We start from the raw sequence: 19,279 nt of genomic DNA on the forward strand, positions 1-19,279 counted from the left end.
GGCATATCCGCCGATGCCGGTGAAAAGCGGCGAGGGGATCGATGCTGGTCAGCATCGACGTCAGATCCTCCTGTCAGCCGCGCAGCTGGTTCTCGGTGACGAGGAAACCGCTTTCGTCGGCGGCGATGCCGGCAGTCCCGGAGATGACGGAGGCGGCCATCTCCTCGAGCCTCACGGCGGCGGTGCGGCGCAGGTTCGACAGCCATGCGCCGGGCTGCCGGTCGTAGCGGCGGTCGTCGGTGTCGATCCAGGTCAGGTGGTAGCACACGGCGGTCTCGCCGAGGTGTTCGGTGACGATGCGCGGCATAGCGGTCTCGACGCTGACGCGCACCGCGATGCTGCCGGCGGCCGGGCCCAGCTCATCGAGGCTGACGGTGACCTCATAGCCATCGAGCACGACGGGTTCGTCGGGGTCGACGATGCCGGCGCCGATGAGCTCACTGACCCGGGCCTCCTGCTCCGGGGTCAGCGGGCCGGGCAGGTCGGCGCTCGGTTCGAGTTCGCGCAGCCGGGCCAGCAGCACGTCAGGGGCCAGCCAGTAGGGCGAGTAGACGAAGATGTCGATGTGGGATTCGGGATCCGGGGTGATGATCCGGTTGGTGCGCCCGTTCTCGTCTGCGAGCCTCACGGCGACGTGGAGGCGGCGGGCGAGGGCGATGAGCGCGGCCAGTGACCGGCCCTCTTCGCGTTCGGGCAGGCCGTCGGGGAAGTGGCGTTCGAGGCCGTCGGCATCGGAGTACCACTCCGGGGGTGGGGCGTCCTCGCGGTCGCGGGGGCAGGACAGGGCGAAGACGACATCGGCCCAGTCGGGCAGTCCCAGCCGGGTGCGGGCCTCGGCCGGCAGGTAGATCGGGCCTTTGAGGGCCGAGTGGCGGGTCATCCGCCAGCGCAGCACCTCAGGTGCGGTGCTGGTCGCCGGTGCCACCGCCTCGGGTTCGGGCAGCCGCGGGTAGAGGTTCGACAGCAGCGCGATGACGTCGCTGGCCTCCAGGCCGGCGTCGACGATGAGCAGGTGCTCACCGGCGAGGACTTCGGGGCTGCGCGGGTCGGGAGTGGCTGGTGCGCTCATGGCGGTGGTGTCAGTCGTCTGGGCCGTTGCCGGTCATGGGCGCGCGGTGGAAGTTCATGAACGCGCGCGAGGCGGTGGGCCCGCGCTGACCCTGGTAGCGGTTCTTGCGGGCGGCATCCGAGCCGTAGGGGTGCTCGGCTGGGGAGGACAGGGCGAAGAAGCACATCTGGCCGATCTTCATGCCCGGCCACAGAGTGATCGGCAGGGTCGCGACGTTCGACAGCTCCAAAGTGACGTGACCGGAGAAGCCGGGGTCGATGAATCCAGCAGTCGAGTGGGTCAGCAGGCCGAGGCGGCCGAGGGAGGACTTGCCTTCGAGCCGGGCGGCGATGGTGTCCGGCAGGGAGATGAGCTCAAGCGTCGAGGCGAGGACGAACTCCCCGGGATGCAGGACGAAGGGGCCTTCGGGGTCGACTTCGACGAAGCGGGTGAGCTCCGGCTGCTCCTGGGAGGGATCGATGACGGAGTACTTGTGGTTGTCGAAGAGCCGGAAGTAGCGGTCGAGGCACACGTCGATGCTCGCCGGCTGGATCATCTCCGGGTCGTAGGGGTCCAGACGCACGTTCCCGGCGTCGATCTCGGCGCGGATGTCACGATCGGATAGCAGAGTCACCCTGCCAATCTATCGCGATTTGGCAACGATTTCGTCACTTTCCAGCGGGCTGGTTCACAGAAAACTCACCGAGAGCTGGACAGATGCTCTACAGTGGGTTGTGACATTACGCCCGCGCCGATGGTGCCTTCCCCCTTTGTGACCAAAGGAAGCCGGGAATGCCAGGGTCATCCCTGGACGCACTTCGTCGCCTTCTGCGTGGACGTAGCTTCCACAACCGAAAGGCCGAACTGTGAAGACTTCCAAGAGTCTTGTGCTTGCCCCCGCAGTCGCCGTAGCGGTTTCCGGCATGTTTGCCGTACCAGCCGTCGCGTCCACCAGCACTGCGCCCGATAGTCCGCCCTCGCAGGGCGAGACGAAGAAGCCCGAAGCCACTGTCGAATCCGAGACTGTCACGCAGTCCGACATCACCGACGAGGACAAGGGCATCAAGTTCTCCGGAAGCGGGTTCAGCGGTGACAAGACCGCGAGCGTCACCGTCACCGGAACCGACGGAACCGAGTACAAGGCCGAGAAGAAACTGACCGTCAACGACAAGGGTGAAGTCAACGGATCGTACTACTTCACCACCACTGGCGACGCCAAGGTGCCGCTCGGTGAGTACAAACTCAAGCTGGTCGGCAATGACTCGAAGGTCGAGTCGACTGAGGTGTCCTTCAAGGTCGTCTCCGATTCCGACGCACCGGCTCCGACGCCGACCGAGGAGGAGACCACCCCGTCACAGGACCCCACCACACCGACGGTTGATCCGACGACGCCGACCGCGACTCCCACCGAAACCAAGAAGCCGAAGCAGACTGAGGAGCCGAAGCCGGAGATCGGTGAGATCAAGGCCAGCGCTGCCGAGGTCAAAGAGAAGGCCTTCCTGGACAAGGACATCGAGTTCACCGGCGAGGGATTCACCGCCAACCTCAAGACCACTGTCACCGTCAAGGCGCCGGCTGAGAACGGCGAGGCGCCGCAGACTGCCGAGGCCGAGGTCACCACCGACAAGGACGGCAAGCTCGCGTTCACCGTCAAGGGCGCGCCTGCCGCCGACGCCCTGGCCACACCGGCCAGCGGCGACAGCGATGCTCCGCTCGAGATCGCCGTCAAGCCCGGCACCTACACCGTCGAGGTGAAGGCCGAGGGTGCAGAGAAGGCCGCAACGACCACCTTCGATGTCACCGCTGCCGCGACCGAGGAGCCGACCCCGACAGGCACCCCGAGCCCGTCGGACAGCCCGTCTGCCACCAGCGATCCCTCGGAGTCGGCAACCCCGAGCGACACCCCGAGCGCCACGCCTTCTGAGACCCCATCGGAGACGACCGCGCCGAGCAAGTCGCCGGTGCCCACCGGCCAGCCGACGGAATCGGATGACAAGAAGGCTGAACCGAAGCTCACGATCGATCCGCTGGAGATCGCCTCTGCCGATTTCGGCAAGGACGGCGTCAAGATCATCGGTGAGAACTTCGAGCCCGGCCAGAAGGTCACCATGGTCGTCAACCACGCCCAGGGCAAGGTCAAGCAGTACACCACGGAGGTCACCGCCGATGACAACGGCGTGGCTGCCTTCCGTGTGCGCGCGGTGACCACCCCGGTGCTCGGCCAGTACAACGTCACTGTCCACCCGTCTGACTCGGCAGCCGACGGCGATCAGGCGCTGCACGGCAGCTTCACCGTCATCACCAACGGCTCGTCGGTCGGCGATGAGACGACCGGTGACACGAAGAAGGACACCTCCGGTGGCACGGACCTGCCGCGCACCGGTGCTGAGCTGACCGGACTGGCGATGGGCGCAGGCCTGCTCGTCATCGGCGCAGCCGCTGTCGTCATCACCCGCCGCCGCACCGCCGGTGGCAACGGACCTGCCGACATCTGAGCTGAGAGTTCAGAAGGCAGGCTGCTGTGACGATGCGCGAGTCCGGGCACCTCGCTGTCCACACAGTCGAGGTGTCCGGGCGACCGCTCGTCTCCGCTCCGCTTGACCCCAAGGGACGCCTGGTCGTTATGGGCGACCGGGGCGACGTCTCCCATGTGCTTGAGAGGGTGGCTGCGCTGCCCGGCACCGCTGTGGTGCCGGCACCTGACGGGGCACGCAGGCTCAGCGTGACCGCCTACCTCCGCCGGGTCGCCGGTTCGGGAACACCTCAGCAGGGTGGCCCCGAACCGGTTGATCCGGATCATGCCCTGGATGCCTTCGGTCTCTCCTATGACCGGCTGCGCCGCACCCGCCTGGGTGATCTCGGATCCGACACCCGTGTGCGCCTCCACGTGGCGGCAGCGCTCGTCAGCGGCGCACAATGGCCCATCCTGGACAACCCCTTCGCCGGCCTGCCCGGTGACCTTCGAGCAGGTGTGCGAGGAAGACTGCTCGGAGTGTGCGAAGAGTTCGGGCTCGGGCTCATCCTGGCCAGCAATGACCTCCTCGACGCCGCGACCACCGGGGGAACGACGGTCGTCGTCGAGAAGGGCCAGGTCGCCGATTCCGGTGAGCTGGCGGCCATGCTGCGCAGCCCGCGCAGCAACCTGGCGGCATCGTTCGCCGGGGTCAACGTCTTCTCCGGGCTGGCTCGCCGCGGCTGGCTCTCGATCGGGCACTCCCAGGTGCGTGCCCGCACCGAACTCGACGGCAAGGTCTTCGTCACCATTCCCACCGATGCGACGACGATGTCCTTCGACGAGTTCGATCCCGTCTTCACCGCCGAGACCGTCTTCGAGGCGCTCATCGTCGGCATCCGCGATCGCGGCGGGCGTCTGCAGATCGTCGTCTCCCCCTCCGACACCGAGGTGGGGCTGGCGATGACCGCTGATGTGCTCGACTTCCGCTCACTGCCGGCTGACACCCCTCACCGGGAGCCCGGTCCGGGTTCCGACGTCGAGGAGCCCACCGCCTCGGGCACGGAGTGCTCACCGCAGTGGGGTGTCCTGCACCCCGGGCTCGGTGCCACCGTCGCTGAGACGCTGGCGAACGTGCGGGTCGGCGCGCGGGTGCATATCGAGGTCGATACCTCCCGCATGCACGCCTATCCTGTTGAGGTGGACTAGCCGCGCCCAGGCTACCGGGCCGGCGACGCAGAGCGGAGGGAACAGGCGATGAGGCGAATGGTCGGGCGCGCCCGCGCGCTGCTCATCGCCGGCCTGCTCATCATCGCGCTCACCGCAGCTGCCGTGCCGCTGCTCAACCTCACCGTCTACTCCCCCGCCCGGGCCGTCGACGCCTATTTCGCCGCCCTGGCCGACGGGGATGCCGCCGCCGCGCTCGGGATGCTCGCAGCCCCATCGCACAGCGAGCGCACCCCGCAGAACGCCCTGACCGATGCGGTGCTCGCCGGTGCCCCGGCTGTTCCCGAGCACGTGCAGATCTCCGACACCGAACGCGACGGCGACACCGCCCGCGTCCGTGTCCGCTACAACCTCGGTTCGGCCACCCGCACCACGGATCTGACCCTGCAGCAGGGGCCTGCGACATGGGGGCTGTTCGAGCGCTGGGCGATCGTCTTCGACTCCTGGCCGCAGCTGTCCCTGCAGATCAGCGGCTCAGCCACCGCCGATGTCAACGGGGTCGAGGTGCCGGCCGGTGACGGCCCGGTGCCGGTGCTGTTCCCCATGGGCTACAACATCGGCTTCAATGCCGAGTACCTGACCTCCGAGGTTAAGCAGGTGATGGTCACCAGCAGCTCCGACGACTTGGGTGTGGCCCTGCAGCCGACCCCCACCCCGGCGCTGACCGCCGAGGTCGAGCGCCAGATCGAGGAGCACCTCGCTGGCTGTGTGAGGGCGACGACGCTCATGCCGACCGGCTGTACCTTCGGCTATGAGACAGAGAACGAGATCGTCGGCGAGGTGTCATGGCGGATGCTTGAGGACCCGCAGGTGAGCCTGCGCAGCTCCGGTTCGCAGCTGTCGCTCGTGCGGTCTCCTGCCGTCGCCGAGGTGTCGGGCACCTACCGTGACAGCGTCACCGGGTTCGAGTTCGACTTCCGTGAGGAGGTGCCGTTCACGCTCGGTGCCGAGGTGATCGTCACCGGTGATGAGGTGCGGGTCGAGCCCAACAGCGGAGCCGAACTCGGCGGGTGATGAACCGGCGACGGCCGGTCAGCTGAGCCGGTCTGTCAGTTCGTGCCGCGCAGGTCGAGGCGCAGCTCGTGCGGTCCCTCAGCGCTCAGGGTCACTGGGATGCCCCAGTCCTGCTGGTAGAGGTGGCAGGCGGCGTGCAGCGGGATCTCGCCGTCCTCGGACCCGTCGCAGGCCGCGGCCCGGGCGGTGATGTGCAGGACACCGGATTCGATGCCGTCGGCGATCTCAATGGTGCGCTCCAGGCCCTCGCTGCCGCCGGCGCCAGCGGTGATGAGCTCTGGCGGGGTGGACGAGACCTGCAGGTGGGTCGGGTCGCCGAACCGGTCGTCGAGCTTCTGCCCGGCAGGCACGCTGAACCCGACGGTGAGGGTCAGCGTGCCGGTGCCGAGCTCGGTGGCCGGCCGTGAGGTCTGCTGCGCCCCTTCATCGACATGCTGCGCTTCAGCTGGGATGGCGACCCGGGTGAGCCGGTGGGCTGCCGATTCGGCGACGAGCAGGCTCGGCTGCTCGCCGTCGCTGCCGGGCAGGACGAGGATGTCAGACGGTTCGTCGAGCCCGCGGGCCAACGTCGTGACCTCATCGGTGCGGGGCTCGTAGCGGCGGATCGCACCGTTGTAGGTGTCGGCGATCGCCACCGACCCGTCGGGCAGTTCGGTCACGCCGAGCGGATGCTGCAGGCGCGCCTCGGCGGCGGCTCCGTCGCGGAACCCGAAGTCGAACAGGCCCTGCCCGAGCTTCGACTCGACCACTCCGGTGGCCGGGTCAAGCAGTCGCAGCGCCGAGGTCTCGGAATCAGCCAGCCACACGCGGCCGTCCGAAGCGGCTGCCACGCCGGAGGTCTGGGCGTACCAAGCGGTTTCGGCGTCCCCGTCGACGAGTCCTTCGTTCATCGTGCCCGACAGCAGCCGGATCGTGCCGGTCTGCGGGTTGAACGACCAGATCGTGTGGTTTCCGGCCATCGCGATGACGACCTCGCCGGTGGTCTCGGCGTAGTGGACGTCCCAGGGGCTGGAGAGCTTGATCGCATCGGCTGGGCCGTCGTAGCGGCCCGTGTCGCCGTGGGTGCCGGTGACATTGTCGACGGCACCGACCATGTACTGCTGACCCGTGCCGGCGACCGTCGAGATCTCACCGGTGTCGAGGTTGAGGCCGCGCAGCAGGTGGTTGACGGTGTCGGCGATGACGACGTGGTAGCCGACCTCAGCTGCCAGCTCGGCCGGGAGTTCGGCTAAGCCACCGGGTTCGCTCAGTTCGGCGGCCCCTGCCGGCCCGTCAGTCCGACCGCGGTTCCCGGAGCCGTAGCGGCGCAGGATGGTGCTGCCGGTCGGGTCGAATTCGACGAGTGAGTGGTGCCCGGAGTCGGCGACGAGCAGGTTGCCGGCATGCTCGCCGGGGGTGAGCCGGATGAGCTTGCCGGGGTAGAACAGGTCGGTCTCGACTGGTGCCGGCGGGACATAGGGGTCGTCGCCGCGGCGCAGGGTGCCCTTGGCGGAATGCTCTGCGATGAGGTTCTCGATGAGTGAGGCGAGCCCGGCGGCATGCCCTTCACCGGACATCGAAGCGACGAGGTTGCCTTCGGGGTCGATGAGGGCGAGTGTCGGCCAAGCGCGGGCCGAATACGCCTGCCAAGTCTCAAGGTCCGGGTCGTCGAGGACGATGTGCTCGACCTGGTAGCGCTCGACGGCCTTGCCGACGGCTTCGACGGTGCGCTCGAACTCGAACTTCGGGGAGTGCACGCCGATGATGACGAGCTCATCGGCGTATTTCTGCTCAAGCGGGCGCAGCTCGTCGAGCACGTGCAGGCAGTTGATGCAGCAGAAGGTCCAGAAGTCCAGCAGCACGACCTTGCCGCGCAGGTCGGCGAGGCTGAGGTCGGTGCCGCCGGTGTTGATCCAGCGGCGGCCAGTGAGTTCAGGAGCGCGCAGGCGCGGAGCGTCAGTCATACCCTCATTGTGCCACCGGGGCTCACCTGCCTGCCGTACAGCTGTCATATGTGTCAGCAGCACCCGAGGCGGCGGCCACGACAGAGAGGAGAAGTGCCATGATGGAGTCATGAACGATGCAGCCGCGATGAGCACCGAGCCCCTCTCCTCCGAACATGCTCAAAAGATCCGCGACCGTCTCGATGCGGTGGCCGGTCAGGCCGCCGAGGCGGCGCGGAGATCCGGACGCACACCTGAGGATGTGCGGATCATGCTGGCGACGAAGACGCAACCGGTGGAAAAGATCCGGGTCGCGATCGAGCACGGTTTCACGCTCATCGGCGAGAACCGCGTACAGGAGCTGACCGGCAAGGCCGACGGCTTAGCTGATCTGGAGCACGAGACGCACCTCATCGGGCCGCTGCAGCGCAACAAAGTCAATCACACGCTGCGCGTCGACTCGTGCACGTGTGTCGAGTCGGTCGACAACCTGCCGCTGGCGGAGAAGCTGCACAACCGCCTGGAGGTCCTCGACCGTTCGATCGACATCCTCGTCCAGGTCAACACTTCGCGTGAGGATTCGAAGTTCGGCACTGCTCCCGAGGCCGCGGCTGAGTTCATCGAGTCACTGGCCTCTTTCGACCGGCTGCGGATCCGCGGGCTCATGACGATCGGGCTGCCCGGGGAGAGCGACGAGGTCATCCGCCCCAGCTACGCCGATCTGCGTCAGCTGCGCGACCGGCTCATCGACGACGGGACCCTGCCTGAGGGTGCGACGGAGCTGTCGATGGGCATGAGCGCTGACTTCGCCCTCGCCATCGAAGAGGGTGCGACGATCGTGCGGATCGGATCGAGCGTCTTCGGCGCGCGACCGCCTGCAAGTTCACCGACCTGACCGACACGTACCGGTTCACCGACCTGACCGACACGTACCGGTTCACCGACCTGACCGGCATGTACCGGTTCACCGGCCTGACGGACACGCGCCGAAGAGCGCAGGCTCACTCCTGCGGGACGCCGGGTGCCTGCGGATCGATGTTGCGGATGATGAGCGAGCAGTCCATATCGGCGTAGCCGTCATCCATGAGCTTCTGCAGGTTCTCGAACGCCGCCTTCGCCCCCGGCAGCGTGACGCCGACATCGGCGGCCGCCTCCTGTGCCAGGCCTGCGTCCTTGTGGGCGAGCGCGGCGGAGAAGGTCGCCTCGAAGCCGTTGTTGGACGCGGCGGTCTCGACGATGCCGGGCACCGGGTACCAGGTGCGCAGCGGCCACGAGTCCCCGGAGGAGACACTGGCGACGTTCCAGAACGTCTGCGCGTCGAGGCCGAGCTTGTCGGCGAGCACCGCACCTTCGGCTGCGCCCTGCAGGCTGACGGTGAGCATCATGTTGTTGACGATCTTCGCCGCCTGCCCGTTGCCGGGCCCACCGCAGTCGAAGATGTTGCCGGCCATCGGCTCGACGAGCTCTTTCGCCCGGGCGGTGTCGGCTGGGTCGCCGCCGAGCATGAAGGTCAGTGTCGCCGCCGCGGCACCGGAGATGCCGCCGGAGACCGGGGCGTCGACGAAGGCGAAGCCGGCCTGCTGGGCCGTCTCGTGGATCTCCCGGGCCGAGGCGACGTCGATCGTCGAGGAGTCGATGAGCAGCGCGGTGGGTTCGGCGAATTCGAGCACACCGCCGTCTCCGCAGAACACCTCCTTCGAGATCGTCCCGTTGGGCAGCATGCCGAACACGGCATCGGCACCGGCCACCGCCTCGGCGATGGTGGTGCAGGCGGTCACACCGTTGGCTTCGGCCGCACTGCGGGCACTTTCGCTCAGGTCGTATCCGCGCACGCTGTGCCCGGCTGTGATGAGGTTCTTCGTCATCGGCAGGCCCATATTGCCCAGGCCGATCCATCCAATCGTCGCCATGAGGTCTCCTTCTTCTCGTGTCGTCTCAGGTGCGGACGTGCAGGTCAGGCGGCGGACCAGCCGCCGTCGACGGAGTGTGCGGCTCCGGTGATCGCCTTGCCGCCCTCGCCGGCGAGCAGCGCGGCGATCGCGGCGACGTCCTCGGGCTGGGCGAGGTGCGGCAGCGCCGAGTGGGCGAGGAACACCTCGTCGAGGACGGCATCCTCGGAGATCCCGCGCGAGGCGGCCTGATCGGCGATCTGCTGTTCGACCAGCGGGGTCATGACATAGCCGGGGTTGATCGCATTGCAGGTCACCCCGTGCTTGCCGGCCTCCAGTGCGGTCGCCTTCGTCAGGCCCATGAGCCCGTGCTTGGCGGCGACGTAGGCGCTCTTGAACGCCGAGGCGCGCAGCCCGTGGACCGAGGAGATGTTGATGATGCGGCCCCAGCCGCGCTTGTACATCCCCGGCAGCACAGCCTTCGTCAGCACGAACGGTGATTCGAGCATGAGCTTCTGGATGAGCTGCCACTCAGCGAGCGGGAACTCTTCGATCGGGTGGATGCGCTGAATGCCGGCGTTGTTGACGAGGATGTCGGTGTCGATCGACTCTCCGTCGAGTGCCTGCGTGTCGGACAGGTCGACGACCCAGGCCTTCCCGCCGATCTCCTCGGCGACCGACTCGGCGGCCTCGGCCGAGACATCGGCGACGGTCACCTCGGCGCCCATCCGGGCGAACCGGGCCGCAATCGCCTTGCCGAGGCCCGAACCGCCACCGGTGACGAGCGCGCGGCGGCCGGAGAGTTCCTGCTGAGCGTTCTGCTTCGGATCGTGCTCCATGCGCTCAGCCTACTTCCGGCCGGTCGAGCCGGCACGGGCAGCCCACTCTGTGGCACGGCGTTCGTTGTCGATCCGGTCGATCTCGGCCAGGTCCATGCCGTTGGTCTCACGCGTGAAGAACCAGGCGGTGAGGCTGATGCCGGCTCCGATGGCGAGGTAGATCGAAATCGGGATGCTGGAGTCGAAGGCCCGCAGCAGGGTGGTGGCGATGATCGGGGCGAAGGAGCCGGCCACGATCGCGGTCACCTGATAGCCCAGCGACACACCCGAATACCGCATGCGGGTGGGGAACATTTCGGCCATGAGCGCCGGCTGGCCGGCGTACATGAATCCGTGGAAGATGAGCCCGACGACGATCGCAATGAAGATCGGCAGCCCCTGGCCGGTGTCGAACATCGGGAAGGCGAAGAAGCCCCAGGTTGCGGTGGCCAGGATTCCGAGCAGATATGGGATCTTGCGTCCGAGGATGTCGCACAGCCGACCGATCAGCGGCACGATGACCGCGTGGATGACGTGGGCGCCGAGCAGCAGTCCGAGGATTTCGCCGCGTTCGATGCCGACCTGCTGGCTGAGGTAGGTGATCGAGAAGGTCACGACGACGTAGTACATGACGTTCTCGATGAAGCGCAGGCCCATGGCGGTGCAGACACCGCGCGGGTAGCGCTTGAAGACCTCGATGACGCCGTAGCCGGCGTCCTCTTCGTGGACCTCCTGCTGGGCCTCTTCGAAGATCGGGGCGTCAGAGACGCGGGTGCGGATGTAGTAGCCGATGAAGACGATGACAGCTGACAGCCAGAAGGCCACCCGCCAGCCCCACGAGATGAACGCCTCATCGCTGAGCGCGGTAGAGAGGGCGAAGAGCACCGCAGTGGCCAGCAGGTTGCCCAGCGGAACTGCGGCCTGCGGCCAGGAGGCCCAGAAGCCGCGGGAGTGGTTGGGTGAGTGCTCGGCGACGAGGAGGACGGCTCCGCCCCACTCGCCGCCGACGGCGAATCCCTGGGCGGCGCGCAGCAGCACGAGGATGATCGGGGCCGCGTAGCCCCATTGGTCGAAAGTCGGCAGGCAGCCCATGAGGAAGGTGGAGACGCCGACGAGGATGATGGAGAGCTGCAGCAGTTTCTTGCGCCCGTACTTGTCGCCGAAGTGGCCGAACACGACACCGCCGAGCGGGCGGAAGATGAAGCCGATCGCATAGGTGGCGAACGCGGCGATGATCGCGTCGAGCGGGTTGTCCGAGGCTGGGAAGAGGATGACGTTGAAGACCAGGGTGGCCGCTGAGGCGTAGAGGAAGAATTCGTACCATTCGACGATCGTGCCGGCCATCGAGGCCGCGACGACGCGCTGGAGGTTGCGGCGCACGCTCGTAGTGTCTTGGGGTGGTGCTGCACTCATGATGGTGCTCCTTGCGTGAGGAGGAACGGCGCCACAGCAGCGTGGGCTGTTCGTCACTGCGGTTAGGACTCACCCAATCATGAGATCTGCATCACATGTCGTCAAGCATCATGTCGATTCCGCGCCGGCCGCGCGAGCGCCCTGGTGCGTCCGACTCAGCTGCGCGGGCCGCGCTGCAGGTTGGCGAGCATCTCGTTGTAGGCCTTGAGCTCGGCATCGCCGCTGCGGTCCTCGGAGCGGTCGCGGCGCTTGGCCTCGCGGTCGGAGGAGCGCGACCACTGCACGGCGACGATGATCGCCAGGGCCAGCGTCGGGAACTCGCCGATGCCCCAGGTGATCTCACCGCCGAGCGCCTGGTCCTCCAGCGCCGGGAACCAGCCGTGGCCCATATTGCCGAACCAGTCGGGTTCGATGAGCGCCTCGGAGGAGATGATCGAGACGCCGAAGAAGGCGTGGAAGGTCATCGTCACCAGCAGCATGAGCAGCCGCATCGGGTAGGGCAGCCGGTTGACGCCGGGGTCGATGCCGATGAGCGACTGGGCGAAGAGGTAGCCGGCGGCCAGGAAGTGGACCATCATGAGCTCGTGGCCGAGGTGGGTATCCAGGGCCGGGTACATGATGCCGCTGTAGTAGAAGATCACCATGGAGCCGGCGAAGTTGACCGCTGCGACGATCGGGTGGGCCCAGAACCGCAGGTAGCGGGAGTGCACGGCGCCCAGGATCCATTCGCGCGGACCGCGGGAGCCGTCGGTGCGCGGCTTCGTCGCGCGCATGAGCAGGGTGATGGGCGCACCGAGGACCATCGGCAGGGGCACCGCCATGACGAGGAGCATGTGCTGGATCATGTGCCCGGAGAACAGCACCTGGCCGTAGACCATCGGCCCACCGGAGGTGATGTAGAACAGCCCGGCCATGCCGATCACCCAGCTGATGGTCCGCCCGGTCGACCAGGTGTCGCCGCGCCGGCGCAGCTCGCGCACGGCCAGCAGGTAGCCGACGACGAAGCCGACGGTGATGACCGTCCACAGCGGGTCGACGCGCCATTCCGTGAAGTACGACAGCCAGGTCGGCTCCGGCGGCAGCGGCTCGGAGGTGAGGATCTCCGCCGGGGTCGGGGCCGGCGGCGGTTCATCGGGGATCGGCGGCTGGGAGCGTGAGAGCACAACGCCGAGCGCCATGACCGCACCGAAGATGAGCGTTTCGACGCCGAGCAGCCGCCAGAACTCCTTGCGAGCCGCAGCAGTGGTCTTGAGCCGGTTGATGACGAAGGTGCGGTGCCAGTAGCCGATGACGCCGAGGATGATCGTGAGCACGACCTTCCCGATGACGACAAGCCCGTAGGGGGTCTGCCAGTCGTCGAGGGTGCGCACGCGCAGCAGCGCGTTGACGAACCCGGAGTAGACCATGATGGCGAACGCGATGAGCGCCATCGTCGAGAACCGGGAGACGAGCACGGCCAGGTCGTCGCGCTTGGTCAGCAATGGAGCGAGCACGGCCATGACGAGGATCCCGCCGAGCCAGGCGACGACGGCGAGCAGGTGCAGGCCGATGCTGTTGACGGCCTGCATGTGGCCGTAGGCTTCAGCCGAGTGGCCCATGAGTGCCAGCGGCACGAGTGAGAGCACGCCGAGGACGGTGATGAGCCCGATGCCCATGAAGGAGCGGGTGGCGAAGACGAGCGTGGAGAGCGTCGCGGCCATGAGCACGATCGCCAGGCGCAGCTGCCCGTAGGGGATCTGGGTGATGTAGACGCCGAGCTGCTGGGAGAAGTCGCCCTCGAATGCCTGCGCGCCGACGGAGTCGATGAACGCGAAGATGAGCACGGCGACCGCGGCGACCGTCCAGACGATCGAGGCGATCTGGGCGATGCCGAGCGTGCGCTCCCACAGCGGGTCCAGCGGGATGTCGCGGCGCGTCTTGCGGTCCTTGTGGCGGATCCGCCCGCCGTGGTCGCGCGGGAAGACGAGCGTGGCCAGGAACAGCGCGGCCAAGGTGACCGACATCGAGAGGTTGAAGAGGAACTCGGCGATCGGCAGGCCGAACCGGCCGAGCGGGCCGGAGTCATTCAGCAGCAGCGGTGCGGCGGCGCCGGTGAAGTCGAGGGCGAAGGCGCCGCAGACGGCGGCGACGAGGATGAAGCCGGGGATCGCGGCCAGCCGCAGCCGGCGGGCTGCGGTGACGTCGGGGCCGGATCCGCGGGCCGGGCTGGAGCCGGAGTGCGCGCGGCCGGTTGAGGGTGCAGACGTTGATGTCACGTGTGTGCTCAGGCCTTCAGCTCAGCCGCCGGTCGGCCAGCGCCGGGAAGCTCTCGCGGCGCTGGGCGATCGCGTCGATGTCGATGTGGGCAGACAGGATGGTCGCGTCCGGCCCGGCCTCGGCGAGGGCGACGCCGGCGGCGTCGACCATGACCGAGCGGCCGCCCATCTGGGTGCGGGCGTGGTAGCCGGCGGTGTTGCAGGCGATGAGGGCGGTGAAGTCCTCCGCGGCCCGGGCGCGGGCGAAGAGGCTCCAGTGGTCGACACGTGCGGCCGGCCATGCGGCAGGCACAACCACCACCTCGGTCCCGGCGTCGACGAGTGCGCGGAACATCTCCGGGAAGCGCAGGTCGTAGCAGGTCGCCAGGCCGAGGGTGACCTCGCGGCCGTCGACGGTGATCGGGCAGGTGACGATGTCCTCACCGGCGTCGAGCAGCGTCGGCTCGCCTGCACCGAACCCGAACCGGTGGATCTTGCGGTAGGCGGCGACCACCTCGCCGGCGGGGTCGAGGAGGACTGAGGTGTTGTACAGGCCGCGCTGCCCCTCGGGGATCTCCCCGAGAGCCGTGATGTCTCCGCCGGCGGCGGAGAGCCGGGCCTGCGCTTCATCGGTGGCTTCGAGGATCGACCCGGCGTGGATGTAGGCGCCGGTCTCCCGGGCGATCGCCGCCAGCGCGGCGATGGTCGGGCCGGTGGCGACGGATTCGGCGCGGGTGCCCCAGGCGCGGTAGTCGAAGGCGCCAGCGGACCAGAGTTCAGGCAGCACGATGAGGTCGGCCTCGTGCTGGGAGGCGGCCAAGGCGGCGGCCCGGCGGATGCGCGCAGACTGGTCCTCACGGTCGGTGTAGGCCAGCTGAATCGCAGAAACTCGCATGCCCTCTAGGGTAGTCGCGCGCTTCGGGGCGGCCAAAGCCGGGGCGGGGTGGACGCAGAAGCGCCCGGGACCATCAAGGTCCCGGGCGCTTCCCGAAGTTCCGTATCCGGAAGAGGAGGTCACTTCTTGGGCGAGCCGGCAGCTGCCTTGAGCTTCGATCCGGCCGAGAGCTTCACCGAGTAGCCAGCGGGAATCTGGATCTCTTCGCCGCTGCGCGGGTTGCGGCCCTTGCGAGCTGCACGCTCGGTGCGCTCAACGGACAGCCAGCCCGGGATGGTCAGCTTGTCGCCGTTCTTGACGACCTCGCTGAACGACTCGAACACACCGTCGAGGACGTCCGACACCTGCTTCTGGGTCAGATCGGTCTTCTCGGCAACCTCGGAAACGAGTTCACTGCGGTTCTTAGCCATAAGGTTGTCCTCCTTCAGGACATAGGTCGGTTGATTCACCGATACCGAACTTACCAGAGATTACCAGCTCGACTTGGTAACTCCGGGCAGTTCTCCGCGATGTGCCATCTCACGGAAGCGCACCCGGGACAGTCCGAACTTGCGGAGGTAGCCGCGCGGACGGCCGTCGACCTGGTCGCGATTGCGCAGGCGGATCGGCGATGCGTCGCGCGGGAGCTTCTGCAGACCCAGGCGGGCCTCCTCGCGCTGCTCGTCGGTCGAATCGGGGTGGACCAGCTGACGCTTGAGCTCTGCGCGGCGCTCGGCGTAGCGCTCGACGATCTCGGCGCGCTGCTTGTTGCGTGCGATCTTGGACTTCTTAGCCATTGTGTGCGCTCAGCGCTCCTCTCGGAAATCTACGTGCTTGCGGACGACGGGATCGTACTTCTTCAGCACGATGCGGTCCGGGTTGTTGCGGCGGTTCTTGCGGGTGACGTAGGTGTAGCCCGTGCCGGCAGTGGACTTGAGCTTGATGATCGGACGGATGTCCTTGGTCTTCGCTGCCATCAGAGCTTCACTCCTTTCGCGATGAGATCGGTCACCACAGCGTCGATGCCGCGTGCGTCGATGACCTTCATGCCCTTGGCGGACACGGTGAGGGTCACGGTCTTGCGCAGCGAGGGCACGTAGTAGCGCTTCTTCTGAATGTTCGGGTTGAACCGGCGCTTGGTGCGGCGGTTCGAGTGGGACACATTGTGTCCGAAACCGGGAACTGCTCCGGTCACCTGGCAGGTTGCTGCCATTTCTCTCCTCCAGTTCACTTGAGCGGCGGAATCCGCTGCGCCGTGCGGGCGCGGGGCGGGATTCGCCGAAGACATCAACACATCGTCGTCACCGGTGCTGCATTCCAGATGCACCGCCTGCGCAGGCAGACCGGTGCACACCCGTGGAACACACTGCGGTGGCGTGAATGAAACCCCGGTGAAGGGTTTGTGTACGCCGCAATCGTGCGACGTGATGTCTCACCAGCGCTGAAGCCGTTGAGGCCTGTGAGAGAGGGCCGAAGCTATCGTGCAGCGCTCAATGAGCACGATCATCAGGACAGCGATGCTGTCTGACGAGTCAACAGGAGAACATCTTACTGACGCACGCGCGTCGCAGGCAAATTCAGTTGAACTCGGTAGTACCCTCTGCCAAGGTATATGGACATGGACAGTGTTCGCATGCGGGAGGATGCTGCATCCGGTTCACGCAGGCGTCGTTCGACGGGCCGGCGATGACCGGGCCGGCCATCCCGCCACGCCCCGAGGGCTCACCCCTGAGCCCGCCGTCGCCGCCCGCTCCCGAGGCGTCGCGCACCGAACCAGCTGAACCCGCCTCCCAGCCGGCGCGTCCGCGCATTCGCCCGGCGCAGAGCGAGAAGTGGGACCGCGAACCCGAACCGAGCCCGGCTGTCAGCGGGCCAGCCGTCGCTCCCGCCTCCGGCGCAGCGGCCAGCACCCCTGGTCCGGGGGCCGGTGCGCACGCCGGCCTGCCGCAGGGCTATTGGTCCAGCCCGGCCGGGCAGCTGTACTACCGGGCCGCTGACGGCCAGGACTACTGCCAGGCCTCGGACGGGAAATTCTATCCGGTGGCCACGCTGCTGGCCCAGCAGCCGGCAGGCGCTGCGGCTGCGCCTGCCGCAGCCGCACACACGCGACCGCCGTCCGCTACCGGGCCCACCGAGGCAGCGGCCGGCCATCCTGCGCCCGGGGCCTCAGCTGCCGATGACCGTTCGACCTATTACGAGTACATCGCCGCCCACACCGGCGAGCAGCGCATTGCGCAGAACGACTCCCCCTCGGGCCCGCCCGACCCCGCCGGCCTGCGCAGTCCCGCCAGCTCACGGGCACCGCACCGTCGGCGGCGCACCGGCATGACTGTCGTCGCGGCGATCGCTGCGACCGTCCTCGTCGCCGTCGCCGTTTTCCTCGGACTGCCGCTGCTCAGCCCGAATGAGGACCTCAAGCCGTCCGAGGAGCCCAGTGCCGAAGACACCGGCACCGGTGGCGGTGAGACCTCGGCCCCGGCTGCCGAGCAGCTCAAGGAGCTGGCGCAGAATGACCACGCGACAGTCGCCTCGAAACTCGACGGGCACTGGGTGGTGCAGCTGAGCGCCAAGCAGGAGGGCCTGACGACCGAGCAGCAGACGTGGACCAATGAGGCGATCCTGGAGGAGTTCGAGACGCTGCGCGCCCAGCATCCGGAGGCGCTGCTGCTCAACAGCTCACAGTGGTCGAGCTTCCGGCTCAACGACTACTGGATCACCGTGCTCAACGAGCCCTATGACGATCCGGAGGCCGCACTGGCCAAATGCCGGGAGCTCGGCATCGACCGCGACAACTGCTTCGCCAAGAAGATCTCCTCCACCGAAGGCCCCGAGGGCACGACGAAGCTGAACCCTTAAGCCTCTCTGTCCCCCGGCACCCCTGGCTCCCGTCGTTGAGCGCCAGGCACCCGCACACGCCAGCGGGCCCGCCCCGAAAAGGGAGCGAGCCCGCTGTGTCAGTGCAGAGTCACCTCACTCACATGAGCATGAGCGCCGGGTCTTCGAGTGCCCGGCCGACGTCGGCGAGGAACATCGAGATGACCTCACCGTCGACGAGCCGGTGATCGGCTGAGACCGCCAGTGTCGTGATGTCGCGGGCGACGATCTCATCATCGACGACCCATGGGCGCTTGCGGACCTGGCCGAAGGCCAGGATCGCCGCCTCTCCCGGGTTGATGATCGGGGTGCCGGCGTCGACGCCGAACACGCCGACGTTGGTGATGGTGATCGTGCCGCCGGCCTGATCGGCCGGTGCCGTCTTGCCGGCCCGCGCCGTGGCGGTCAGCTCGCCGAGTTCGAGGGCCAGGTCGCGCAGTCCCATCGCGTGGGCGCCCTTGATGTTGGGCACGATGAGTCCGCGCGGGGTGGCCGCGGCGATGCCGAGGTTGACGTAGTGCTTGACGACGATGTCGTCACCGTCGAAGCACGAGTTGATCCGCGGGTTGCGCAGCGCAGCCCAGCACACGGCCTTGGCAACGATGAGCAGCGGGGAGACGCGCACGTCCTCGCCGAGCTGCTTCTTCGTCTTCAGCCGCTTGACCAGCTCCATCATCGCAGTGACGTCGACGTCGAGGAACTCGGTGACGTGCGGGGCGGTGAAGGCGGAGTCGACCATGGCCTGGGCCATGAACTTCGTGACGCCCTTGAACGGGATCCGCTCCTCGGTTCCGGTCGCTGGCTGCTGGCCGGCTGCCGGCGCCGAGGCGGTGGCCGGCTGGGCAGCCGATCCGCCGGATTCGATGTGGCGCAGCAGGTCGTCGCGGGTGACTTCACCGCGGGCACCGGTCGGGGTCACGTCGAGCAGGTCGATGCCCTTGCTCTTGGCCAGCTTGCGCACCGGCGGCTTGGCGAGCACCTTCGGGCGCTCTGCGCCGGTACCGCCGGGCTGCTCCTGCGGTGCGGCTTCGGCCGGCTGTCCCGGCTCTTCCTGCACCTCGGGCACCTCGCGGGACGGTGCCTCGGTCTGGGCGGGCTTGGCCGCCTGGGTCTTGCGCGGGCGGCGCTTCGAGGAGTCCGCACGTACGCCGTAGCCGACGAGGTTCGGGCCGGCGCTGCCATCGCTGGAGTCACCGGACTTCTCAGCCTGGCCGCCTTCGGCTTGCTCGCCGGCTGCACCGGCATCGGATCCGCCGCCAGCACCGGAGCCGTCACCGTCGAATTCGATGATCGGGGTGCCGACCTCGACGGTCTGGCCTTCCTCGACGAGGAGGGCGGAGATGGTCCCGGCCTGCGGGCTGGGCAGTTCGACAAGCGACTTGGCGGTCTCGATCTCAACGAGGATCTGGTTGACGGTGACAGCGTCGCCGACTGCCACCTTCCACGAGACGATATCGGCTTCGGTGAGACCTTCGCCGACGTCGGGGAGGTTGAAGAGGTTCGACATGCAGGTC

18 protein-coding genes are annotated in these 19,279 nt (G+C 67.6%); 5 read left to right on the forward strand and 13 right to left on the reverse strand.

Annotation, left to right across the window (positions count from 1 at the left end):
* Nucleotides 1–73: 73 nt before the first annotated feature.
* Both HLA91_RS04715 and dcd read right to left on the reverse strand, forming a co-directional pair.
* Entirely contained in the window at nt 74–1,069 is a 996-nt protein-coding gene (locus HLA91_RS04715) for a hypothetical protein (RefSeq protein WP_170273761.1), read from the reverse strand.
* Nucleotides 1,070–1,079: 10 nt separating this feature from the next.
* Nucleotides 1,080–1,682: a dCTP deaminase gene (dcd, locus tag HLA91_RS04720; protein WP_170273762.1), complete on the reverse strand. Its 603-nt coding sequence runs from the start codon at nt 1,680–1,682 to the stop codon at nt 1,080–1,082.
* 232 nt (nt 1,683–1,914) lie between these two features.
* Between dcd and HLA91_RS14165 the strand changes: the two genes are divergently transcribed.
* The 3 genes from HLA91_RS14165 to HLA91_RS04735 are packed head-to-tail and all read left to right on the forward strand — an operon-like array spanning nt 1,915 to nt 5,741.
* Nucleotides 1,915–3,543, forward strand: coding sequence for an LPXTG cell wall anchor domain-containing protein (locus HLA91_RS14165; RefSeq protein ID WP_170273763.1), 1,629 nt, complete (start codon nt 1,915–1,917; stop codon nt 3,541–3,543).
* 26 nt (nt 3,544–3,569) lie between these two features.
* Nucleotides 3,570–4,709, forward strand: coding sequence for a P-loop NTPase family protein (locus HLA91_RS04730; RefSeq protein WP_170273764.1), 1,140 nt, complete (start codon nt 3,570–3,572; stop codon nt 4,707–4,709).
* A 48-nt stretch (nt 4,710–4,757) separates the two neighbouring features.
* Nucleotides 4,758–5,741, forward strand: a complete 984-nt coding sequence (locus HLA91_RS04735; RefSeq protein ID WP_170273765.1) for a hypothetical protein — start codon at nt 4,758–4,760, stop codon at nt 5,739–5,741.
* A gap of 35 nt (nt 5,742–5,776) precedes the next feature.
* Here the strand turns inward: HLA91_RS04735 and HLA91_RS04740 are convergent, their stop codons facing one another.
* Nucleotides 5,777–7,684, reverse strand: coding sequence for an NHL domain-containing thioredoxin family protein (locus HLA91_RS04740; RefSeq protein ID WP_170273766.1), 1,908 nt, complete (start codon nt 7,682–7,684; stop codon nt 5,777–5,779).
* A 109-nt stretch (nt 7,685–7,793) separates the two neighbouring features.
* Between HLA91_RS04740 and HLA91_RS04745 the strand changes: the two genes are divergently transcribed.
* On the forward strand, nt 7,794–8,558 hold the full coding sequence (locus HLA91_RS04745) for a YggS family pyridoxal phosphate-dependent enzyme (RefSeq protein ID WP_225210521.1): 765 nt from the start codon (nt 7,794–7,796) through the stop codon (nt 8,556–8,558).
* A gap of 106 nt (nt 8,559–8,664) precedes the next feature.
* On the opposite strand, the gene mmsB is transcribed toward HLA91_RS04745, so the two are convergent.
* The 9 genes from mmsB to rpmB form a co-directional block, all read right to left on the reverse strand.
* Complete coding sequence (mmsB, locus tag HLA91_RS04750) at nt 8,665–9,573, reverse strand: 3-hydroxyisobutyrate dehydrogenase (RefSeq protein WP_170273767.1); 909 nt, start codon at nt 9,571–9,573, stop codon at nt 8,665–8,667.
* Between the two features lie 44 nt (nt 9,574–9,617).
* Nucleotides 9,618–10,391 carry a 3-hydroxybutyrate dehydrogenase gene (locus HLA91_RS04755; protein WP_170273768.1) on the reverse strand — a complete coding sequence of 258 codons (774 nt, stop codon included), beginning with the start codon at nt 10,389–10,391 and terminating at the stop codon, nt 9,618–9,620.
* Nucleotides 10,392–10,400: 9 nt separating this feature from the next.
* Entirely contained in the window at nt 10,401–11,783 is a 1,383-nt protein-coding gene (locus HLA91_RS04760; RefSeq protein WP_212754001.1) for an MFS transporter, read from the reverse strand.
* A 155-nt stretch (nt 11,784–11,938) separates the two neighbouring features.
* Complete coding sequence (locus tag HLA91_RS04765; RefSeq protein ID WP_257995155.1) at nt 11,939–14,038, reverse strand: bifunctional copper resistance protein CopD/cytochrome c oxidase assembly protein; 2,100 nt, start codon at nt 14,036–14,038, stop codon at nt 11,939–11,941.
* 16 nt (nt 14,039–14,054) lie between these two features.
* Nucleotides 14,055–14,912: a nitrilase-related carbon-nitrogen hydrolase gene (locus tag HLA91_RS04770; RefSeq protein ID WP_170273769.1), complete on the reverse strand. Its 858-nt coding sequence runs from the start codon at nt 14,910–14,912 to the stop codon at nt 14,055–14,057.
* A 119-nt stretch (nt 14,913–15,031) separates the two neighbouring features.
* Nucleotides 15,032–15,322, reverse strand: coding sequence for an HU family DNA-binding protein (locus tag HLA91_RS04775; protein ID WP_102162442.1), 291 nt, complete (start codon nt 15,320–15,322; stop codon nt 15,032–15,034).
* Nucleotides 15,323–15,382: 60 nt separating this feature from the next.
* Nucleotides 15,383–15,688, reverse strand: coding sequence for a 30S ribosomal protein S14 (gene rpsN / locus HLA91_RS04780; RefSeq protein WP_102162443.1), 306 nt, complete (start codon nt 15,686–15,688; stop codon nt 15,383–15,385).
* A 9-nt stretch (nt 15,689–15,697) separates the two neighbouring features.
* A complete protein-coding gene (gene rpmG, locus HLA91_RS04785; protein ID WP_102162444.1) occupies nt 15,698–15,868 on the reverse strand; it encodes a 50S ribosomal protein L33 in 171 nt (56 codons plus the stop codon).
* Nucleotides 15,868–16,104: a 50S ribosomal protein L28 gene (rpmB, locus tag HLA91_RS04790; RefSeq protein WP_165883958.1), complete on the reverse strand. Its 237-nt coding sequence runs from the start codon at nt 16,102–16,104 to the stop codon at nt 15,868–15,870. The genes rpmG and rpmB overlap by 1 nt, the downstream gene beginning before the upstream one ends.
* Nucleotides 16,105–16,577: 473 nt before the next feature.
* Here rpmB and HLA91_RS04795 point away from each other — a divergent pair, with 473 nt between their 5' ends.
* Nucleotides 16,578–17,747 (forward strand): hypothetical protein, encoded by a 1,170-nt coding sequence (locus HLA91_RS04795; protein WP_170273770.1) that lies wholly within the window; start codon nt 16,578–16,580, stop codon nt 17,745–17,747.
* 118 nt (nt 17,748–17,865) lie between these two features.
* On the opposite strand, the gene HLA91_RS04800 is transcribed toward HLA91_RS04795, so the two are convergent.
* Nucleotides 17,866–19,272: a dihydrolipoamide acetyltransferase family protein gene (locus HLA91_RS04800; protein ID WP_170273771.1), complete on the reverse strand. Its 1,407-nt coding sequence runs from the start codon at nt 19,270–19,272 to the stop codon at nt 17,866–17,868.
* Nucleotides 19,273–19,279: the final 7 nt, after the last annotated feature.

Source organism: Brevibacterium luteolum (assembly GCF_013004595.1).
In the GTDB taxonomy this organism is placed as follows: Bacteria; Actinomycetota; Actinomycetes; order Actinomycetales; family Brevibacteriaceae; genus Brevibacterium; species Brevibacterium luteolum.

Excerpts from the sequence above, each read along its gene's own strand:
- mmsB (WP_170273767.1), bottom strand. The coding sequence starts at position 9,573 with ATGGCGACGATTGGATGGATCGGCCTGGGCAATATGGGCCTGCCGATG.
- HLA91_RS04775 (WP_102162442.1), bottom strand. The coding sequence starts at position 15,322 with ATGGCTAAGAACCGCAGTGAACTCGTTTCCGAGGTTGCCGAGAAGACC.
- HLA91_RS04735 (WP_170273765.1), top strand. The coding sequence starts at position 4,758 with ATGAGGCGAATGGTCGGGCGCGCCCGCGCGCTGCTCATCGCCGGCCTG.
- HLA91_RS04800 (WP_170273771.1), bottom strand. The coding sequence starts at position 19,272 with ATGTCGAACCTCTTCAACCTCCCCGACGTCGGCGAAGGTCTCACCGAA.
- HLA91_RS04760 (WP_212754001.1), bottom strand. The coding sequence starts at position 11,783 with ATGAGTGCAGCACCACCCCAAGACACTACGAGCGTGCGCCGCAACCTC.
- HLA91_RS04755 (WP_170273768.1), bottom strand. The coding sequence starts at position 10,391 with ATGGAGCACGATCCGAAGCAGAACGCTCAGCAGGAACTCTCCGGCCGC.
- HLA91_RS04770 (WP_170273769.1), bottom strand. The coding sequence starts at position 14,912 with ATGCGAGTTTCTGCGATTCAGCTGGCCTACACCGACCGTGAGGACCAG.
- rpmG (WP_102162444.1), bottom strand. The coding sequence starts at position 15,868 with ATGGCAGCGAAGACCAAGGACATCCGTCCGATCATCAAGCTCAAGTCC.
- HLA91_RS04795 (WP_170273770.1), top strand. The coding sequence starts at position 16,578 with ATGACCGGGCCGGCCATCCCGCCACGCCCCGAGGGCTCACCCCTGAGC.
- HLA91_RS04745 (WP_225210521.1), top strand. The coding sequence starts at position 7,794 with ATGAACGATGCAGCCGCGATGAGCACCGAGCCCCTCTCCTCCGAACAT.
- HLA91_RS04715 (WP_170273761.1), bottom strand. The coding sequence starts at position 1,069 with ATGAGCGCACCAGCCACTCCCGACCCGCGCAGCCCCGAAGTCCTCGCC.
- HLA91_RS04740 (WP_170273766.1), bottom strand. The coding sequence starts at position 7,684 with ATGACTGACGCTCCGCGCCTGCGCGCTCCTGAACTCACTGGCCGCCGC.
- rpmB (WP_165883958.1), bottom strand. The coding sequence starts at position 16,104 with ATGGCAGCAACCTGCCAGGTGACCGGAGCAGTTCCCGGTTTCGGACAC.
- rpsN (WP_102162443.1), bottom strand. The coding sequence starts at position 15,688 with ATGGCTAAGAAGTCCAAGATCGCACGCAACAAGCAGCGCGCCGAGATC.